Below are 6,941 nucleotides of genomic sequence, written 5' to 3' on the forward strand. Positions count from 1 at the left end.
TTATCTTCATACTAAGATGGATTCGATTACTACTTTTCCATCCTTTAATACGGGAACAATCGAAGTGATTCCTTTTGATGCCGCCAACATCAAGTCAGCCTGTTGATTATACTTTTCTAGGAGTTTACCAACATAAGAATCTAATAATATTTCATAGGAATCTTCCTGGCCCCGATAGAAATACAAAGCCGTCTTGGCTGCATCTGTTAAGTCATAACTACCATTTTTCAACAAGCAATCAATAAAATGTCCAGCCCCATAAAAATCCTCCATGCTGGTTTCTCCTGAATTTCCTGAACAAATAACAAGAATGGTTTGCTCCTCTTTACATTTTTGAACAGCGATGGCGACAGCAGGATTATTTAATATTGAGGCGATATATATTTTATCCGCCAATAGTGATTTCCTTAATGCAACAGTTCCATTTGTAGTAGATAATATTAATGCCTTTCCATTGATGGTTTCACCAATTAAGGTTGGACTTGGATAAACAAACCCTTCAATGGGCTTTGCGTCCAGCTCACCTGCTAGAACATATTCATCTTGTCTATACCTTCTTGCTAGTTCTAAGGCTTCATTGCTGTTTAAAACGGGTATGACTTCCTTCGCACCATCTTTTAATGCGGAAACGATTGTTGAAGTTGCCAAAAGTACATCTAAAACAACTGCAATTTTATTTCCTTCTGCTAATTTCTCTTCATTAATATCTTCTTTCTTCATGAGAAGGTGAACTTTTGTCATGCCATTTCAGCTCCCCTTTAAAGCTTTTCATCAGCCACATGCGCTGCGTGGAGGATGAGATTTTTTACAAAATGGTTAAAGTTAGCAAAACGCATATCAGTTGTTTGGCCTTTTTTAAAGCGATAATAGATTTGTTGTCCTATCACAGCCAGCTTAAAGTAAGCAAAGGTCAAATAGAAATTAAAGTTGGAGATATCGCGTCCGCTTTTTTTGGCGTAAAGTTCAATAAATTGGTTTCTGGTTAAAAATCCATCATAAACTGCCGTAACAGGTTCCCTTCCTAATCCTTTAATTATGAGATTGGAATCATCGCTTTGGTTCCAATAACCCATAGCAACGCCAAGGTCTGCCAACGGGTCACCAACTGTAGTCATCTCCCAATCAAATAATCCAACCATGTCTGTAAATTGTTCATTAAACATGGCATTGTTAAATTTATAATCATAATGAATGATCGTGGATTCGTGCTCTTTTGGAATATGGTCTATAAGCCATTTTTTCAAGGTTTCCACAGAAGCGATTTCATCTGTTTTTGCCCTTTCATACCTGCTGATCCACCCATGCACCTGTCTTTCCATAAAGCCCTGAGGCTTGCTAATTAATGATAGACCTGTTTGTTTGTAGTCAATGGCATGTAGTTCTACCAATTTTTCGACCATAACTTCAGAAAGGTGGCGACAAAGTTCTTTAGTTACTTGAGTACCCTCTGGGAATGATGTATCTATCACGGTACCATTTTTTCTTTCCATGAGGAAAAATGGGCTTCCTACAATTTCAAGGTTTTCTGAAAAAAGGATTGGCTTTGGCGCCACAGGAAAAATTGGATTTAATTCGGAAAGTATTTTATATTCCCTTTCCATATCATGAGCCTTTGGAGCAACTGGTCCAAGCGGAGGCCGTCTTAACACCGCTTCCCACTCACCCATTTTTAATTGATAGGTTAAATTCGAATGACCAGCAGAGAATTGTAAAATTTCAAGTGGACCCGCTGGCAACGTATCAATCGTTTCTCGTAAGAACTTTTCCAATACAATTAAATTCAATTCTTCTCCCGTTCGAACAGGAATTGTATCTTTATTCATTTGGCGCGGCATATGATTCCTCCTCTCAATTTCGAAAATTCAGTCTCTTTAAGTTAAAATGTCATATCTAAGAATGAACAAAAAAGCTTTGAAGTTCTTCTTTTAACAAGTCAGGCAGAGGTTCACTTTTTTGTTTTTCAAAGTCAAAGTAAACCATGATTGCATTTCCCTTAGCTACAATTTGGTTTGTTTTAGAACAAATAATATCATGTTCTAATTGAAAACTCTTGTTCCCTATATTTGACACATACGTTTTAATCAAGAGGTTTTGATCAAAATAGCCTTGACTAATAAAATCGCATTTGGTTGACGCGAGAATAAAATTCCAATTCCCAATATCCATCTTATAACCTAATGACTCAATAAAGCGGATCCGTGCTTCCTCCAAATAAATGAAGTAACTTGTATTGTTAATATGACCCAACGCATCAGTTTCCCCGAATCTTACATATACCCGTATTTCATGCATCACAATGGTATCCACCTCACTCAACAATGTATATCTAAATACACTTAATACTAACCGGTTGGTATTTTTGTTTTAAAAAAAGAGGGGGTATGTAATTTCAATTTACCCACTCTCACTTTTTCTTCAATTTTCTTGAATTCCCTTTAAAATCATTTCGACAAAAATTTCTGCAACTTCATTATCAGAGACCATGCCATTTGGATTAAACCATTGATAGCTCCAATTGGTAATACCTAGAATTCCCATAGTAACAATGCGTGCATTTAGATCCTGTCGAAACTCCTTTTTGGAAATGCCATTATTAATAAGTGCTTCAATATTTAAACGAAATTGATCCCGTTTAGGGACAATCAACGCCAGACGCTCTGAGCTAAGATTTTTCATTTCTCTAAAGAAAATCTTTGCTGCAGCTCCTTGCCGTTGAATATTCGTTATAAGCATATTCACAATCTCAAATAGTTTTTGTTTACAGTTTTTTGATGTATCATTTAATATTTGTTCCTGGTGGACAAGCAGCTCATTAATATACCCTAAATGTATGTCCATGAGCAGTTCCTCTTTACTTGAAAAGTAATAGTAAAAAGTCCCCTTTGTTACACCTAGAGAATCCACAATATCCTGAATCGAGGTTTCACTAAAACCCTTCTTTTCAAATAACTGGATGCTTTGTCCTGTGATTTTTTCCTTCACCGTTCTGTCCCCGCAATCTGTAAAAAATGTCTAATTGAAATTATACCATACTATCGAACGCTCCTTTAACGTATGAATAAATATTTGTCCATTTTGCTTTCCACTCTCTTAAAATAACCTCATCTATTGTTTGACTTCGTCTCTCAAGGCACGGCGAAGGATTTTCCCCACTCCCGTTTTAGGTAATTGATCACGAAATTCAACCAAACGAGGCACCTTATATGCTGCAAGATTCTGCCTACAGTATTGAATTATGTCTTCTTCAGTTGCTGCTTTACCAGCCTTCAAGACAATAACTGCCTTCACATCTTCTCCCCTGTATGGGTCAGGAACACCAATGCAAACAGCTTCTTGAACAGCAGGATGTTCATATAACATCTCTTCGATGTCGCGAGGATAAATATTGAAGCCACTGGCAATAATCATATCCTTTTTTCGATCGACGATGTATAAATATCCATCTTCATCCACCTTAGCAATATCCCCTGTATAAAGCCAACCATCCCGTAATGTATTAGCAGTTTCTTCAGGCATATTCCAATAGCCCTTCATAATTTGCGGACCTTTAATGATGACTTCCCCTAGTTCACCTATAGGTACCTCTTCCTTACCAGTTGCTAAATCGACAATCTTATACTCTGTAGAAGGCATTCCTATACCTACACTTCCAGGTTTCCTCTCTGCAAATGGAGGATTACAATGTGTAGTTGGTGAAGCTTCAGACAGACCATATCCTTCTAAAATCTTTGAACCTGTTTTTCTTTCAAAACTACGGAGTAGCTCCACTGGCATTGGTGCACTGCCGCTATTGCACGTACGAATACTATTAATTCCGTATTCCTCTGCCCGAGGATGGCTTGTAATAGCGACATACATGGTTGGAACACCAGGAAACATTGTAGGCTGTTCATTTTTTATCGTATTAAGGACTTCTTCTAAATCAAAACGAGGAAGCATTATTGATTCTCCTGCTGTGTATATAGAAAGATTCATGCAAGAACTCATTCCAAATACATGGAAGAGCGGAATTACTGTTAGGCATTTTTCCTTACCATCTACCAAATCATGTTTAAAAAATTCATAACACTGGATCACATTAGCTAACACGTTTCGGTGGGTCAGCATAGCACCCTTAGACCGACCTGTAGTGCCTCCAGTATATTGAAGAACTGCTACATCATGTTCTGGTTCAAATTCAATTGGGACCACATTCCCGTTACCTTCTGTTAGGAAGTTTTCAAAGCTCCTATCCGGAGCAAAGTTTTGTCCTGAGGACTGTAAGCTAACAACAATAATATTCTTCAAACTTGTTTGAGATTGAACACTTTTCACCCTTGGATAAAATGCATCAAGAACCACAATAGTTTCAGTACCTGAATCATTTAGGATATACTCAAGTTCCCGTTCAACTGACATAGGATTCACCTGGGTTACAATTCCCCCAGCATTAAGAATTCCATAATAGGAAATGACATATTGCGGGCAGTTAGGAAGCATAATCGCCACCCGGTCGCCTTTTTGAACCTTATTTTGTTGAAGTGCTGAGGTAAAAGCATGGGCTAAGGCTTGCAGTTGACCATAGGTGAACTTTTTTCCATAAAAAGATAGGGCAAAATTGTTAGGGAATTTTGAGGCTGTTTCATGAAGAATTTGTCCCATTGGTTTATTCGGAATGGTAATATTTTTCTCTATTGTGTCAGGATAATGTGCCAACCAGGCTTTGTTCTCGCTCATCCGTTCCCCTCCATTTGGTAATCGTATATAATTAAAACGTAAGTCCTCCGCCGTCAACTGAAAGAGTGGATCCTGTAATAAATGAGGCCTCATCTGATGCTAAGAATAAAACAGCATTTGCTACCTCATCTGGTGTTCCAATTCTTCCAAGTGCATTGGCACGAGATATGATTGGCCACTTACGCTCATTCTGTCTCCAGCCTTCAATTATTTTTGTATCAATCACTCCTGGAGCAATCGCATTCACCCTAATATTGTATTTTCCATACTCAAGTGCAGCGTTTTTTGTCAGTACAACTACTCCTGCTTTAGAGGCATTGTAAGCAGACATATACTTTTGACCCTTAAGTCCAAGTAAACTAGAAGTATTAATAATTGAACCTCCACCTGATTTTGATATCTCTGGGACAGCATATTTAATCCCAAGGAATACGCCTTTCAAGTTAATATCAACTACTCGGTCCCATTCTTCTTCTGCCAAATCAACACTCCGTACCTCGGAATTACCAATACCCGCATTGTTGAACATAATATGTAAGCCACCAAATGTATTGGATGTAATCTGAATTAGCTCCTTAATTTGTTCTGAATCGGCTACGTCTGTTTTAACAAAAATAGCCTCTCCCCCGTCCTCTTTTATAAGACTTACGGTCTCTTCACCAATGATAGGATTAATGTCTGCTACCGCAACCTTCGCTCCTTCTTTGGAAAAACGGACGGCGGTTGCACGTCCGATGCCGCTTCCGCCGCCTGTTATAATTGCAATCTTTTTATTTAATCTCATAGGTACCAGCCCTTCTCTATCTATCTAGTTCACAAATTAGCAATCCTGTTTATTGATATTTTCGTAGTTCGAGCTTTGCCAACTGAGCACGATGAACTTCATCAGGTCCGTCAGCCAACCTCAGTGTCCTTGCATTTGCCCATTGAGCCGCTAATGTAAAATCATTAGATACCCCTGCCGCACCTAATGCTTGAATTGCACGGTCAAGCACACGCAATGCCATAGATGGCGCAACGACCTTAATCATGGCAATTTCTGTTTTTGCTTCTTTATTACCTACAGTATCCATCATGTAAGCAGCTTTTAAAGTTAGTAACCTAGCTTGTTCAATTTCAATCCTAGAATCAGCAATCCACTCCCCAATTACTCCTTGTCGGGAAAGTGGCTTTCCAAAAGCGGTTCGACTTTGAACACGCTTACACAATTCTTCAAGTGCTCGCTCAGCAGCACCAATTAATCTCATGCAGTGATGAATTCTACCTGGACCTAGTCTACCCTGAGCTATAGCAAATCCTTTTCCTTCTCCCCAAAGAATATTGTCGGCTGGAACTCTTACATTTTCATACGTAATCTCACCATGTCCATGTGGAGCATGATCGTACCCAAACACTGGCAGCATCCGTTCAATCTTTACCCCAGGGGAATCAAGAGGAACTAGAATCATAGATTGTTGTTCATGACGGTTAGCATTAGGATCTGTTTTTCCCATAACAATCGCAATTTTACAGCGGGGATCACCGGCACCAGATGACCACCATTTTCGTCCATTTATGACGTATTCATCACCGTCGCGTTCAATTCGTGCTTCAATGTTAGTCGCATCAGAGGAGGCAACCGCTGGTTCTGTCATCGAGAAACATGACCTAATTTCCCCTGCCAGCAGTGGCTTCAGCCATTCTTCCTTATGCTGTTCCTTGCCATAACGAACAATTACTTCCATATTACCCGTATCAGGTGCACTACAATTAAACACTTCTGGTCCAATTAATGAACGTCCCATTATTTCGCAAAGAGGAGCATATTCCAAATTGGTTAAACCTGCACCATATTCACTTTCAGGTAAAAATAAATTCCATAAACCCTCTGCTTTTGCCTTTTCCTTTAGCGCCTCCATGATTGGCGGAACAGCACTCCAACGGCTTTCCTGTTCATTTAATTGCTGCTCGTAAACGGATTCATTTGGGTAAACATAAGCCCCCATGAATGCTGTTAACTTTTCTTGCAGATCTTTAACCTTTTGAGAATATGAAAAATCCAATCTCTCCACTCCCTTTTTCATACTAACCAGTTAGTATGTTATAAGTTTAATTATACTCCTAAAACTTAAATATTCAAATTCTTTTCTAAATATTCTAATAAATTTACTATACGTATAAAATCCTTTTAATAGTCTTGTTTTTAAAAAAAAGCTCTGTTGAACTTGGCTGTTGATTTCCGCTCC

The 6,941-nt window shown here is 38.7% G+C and carries 7 protein-coding genes; all 7 read right to left on the reverse strand.

What is annotated here, in order from left to right:
• Window positions 1-6: 6 nt before the first annotated feature.
• The 7 genes from ABES03_RS05915 to ABES03_RS05945 all read right to left on the reverse strand — a co-directional run bounded on the left by ABES03_RS05915 (window position 7) and on the right by ABES03_RS05945 (window position 6,758).
• Window positions 7-741 carry a 2-phosphosulfolactate phosphatase gene (locus tag ABES03_RS05915; protein ID WP_430116032.1) on the reverse strand — a complete coding sequence of 245 codons (735 nt, stop codon included), beginning with the start codon at window positions 739-741 and terminating at the stop codon, window positions 7-9.
• Window positions 742-758: 17 nt separating this feature from the next.
• Window positions 759-1,835, reverse strand: a complete 1,077-nt coding sequence (locus ABES03_RS05920) for a phosphotransferase family protein (protein ID WP_430116034.1) — start codon at window positions 1,833-1,835, stop codon at window positions 759-761.
• 55 nt (window positions 1,836-1,890) lie between these two features.
• Window positions 1,891-2,292: an acyl-CoA thioesterase gene (locus ABES03_RS05925; protein WP_430116046.1), complete on the reverse strand. Its 402-nt coding sequence runs from the start codon at window positions 2,290-2,292 to the stop codon at window positions 1,891-1,893.
• A 123-nt stretch (window positions 2,293-2,415) separates the two neighbouring features.
• On the reverse strand, window positions 2,416-2,982 hold the full coding sequence (locus ABES03_RS05930; protein WP_430116036.1) for a TetR/AcrR family transcriptional regulator: 567 nt from the start codon (window positions 2,980-2,982) through the stop codon (window positions 2,416-2,418).
• Window positions 2,983-3,105: 123 nt separating this feature from the next.
• Window positions 3,106-4,716 carry a long-chain-fatty-acid--CoA ligase gene (locus ABES03_RS05935; RefSeq protein ID WP_430116038.1) on the reverse strand — a complete coding sequence of 537 codons (1,611 nt, stop codon included), beginning with the start codon at window positions 4,714-4,716 and terminating at the stop codon, window positions 3,106-3,108.
• 31 nt (window positions 4,717-4,747) lie between these two features.
• On the reverse strand, window positions 4,748-5,500 hold the full coding sequence (locus tag ABES03_RS05940; protein ID WP_430116040.1) for an SDR family NAD(P)-dependent oxidoreductase: 753 nt from the start codon (window positions 5,498-5,500) through the stop codon (window positions 4,748-4,750).
• Between the two features lie 49 nt (window positions 5,501-5,549).
• On the reverse strand, window positions 5,550-6,758 hold the full coding sequence (locus ABES03_RS05945; RefSeq protein WP_430116043.1) for an acyl-CoA dehydrogenase: 1,209 nt from the start codon (window positions 6,756-6,758) through the stop codon (window positions 5,550-5,552).
• Window positions 6,759-6,941: the final 183 nt, after the last annotated feature.

This window comes from Neobacillus rhizosphaerae, from assembly GCF_050477885.1.
Taxonomy (GTDB): Bacteria; Bacillota; Bacilli; order Bacillales; family Cytobacillaceae; genus Neobacillus; species Neobacillus rhizosphaerae_A.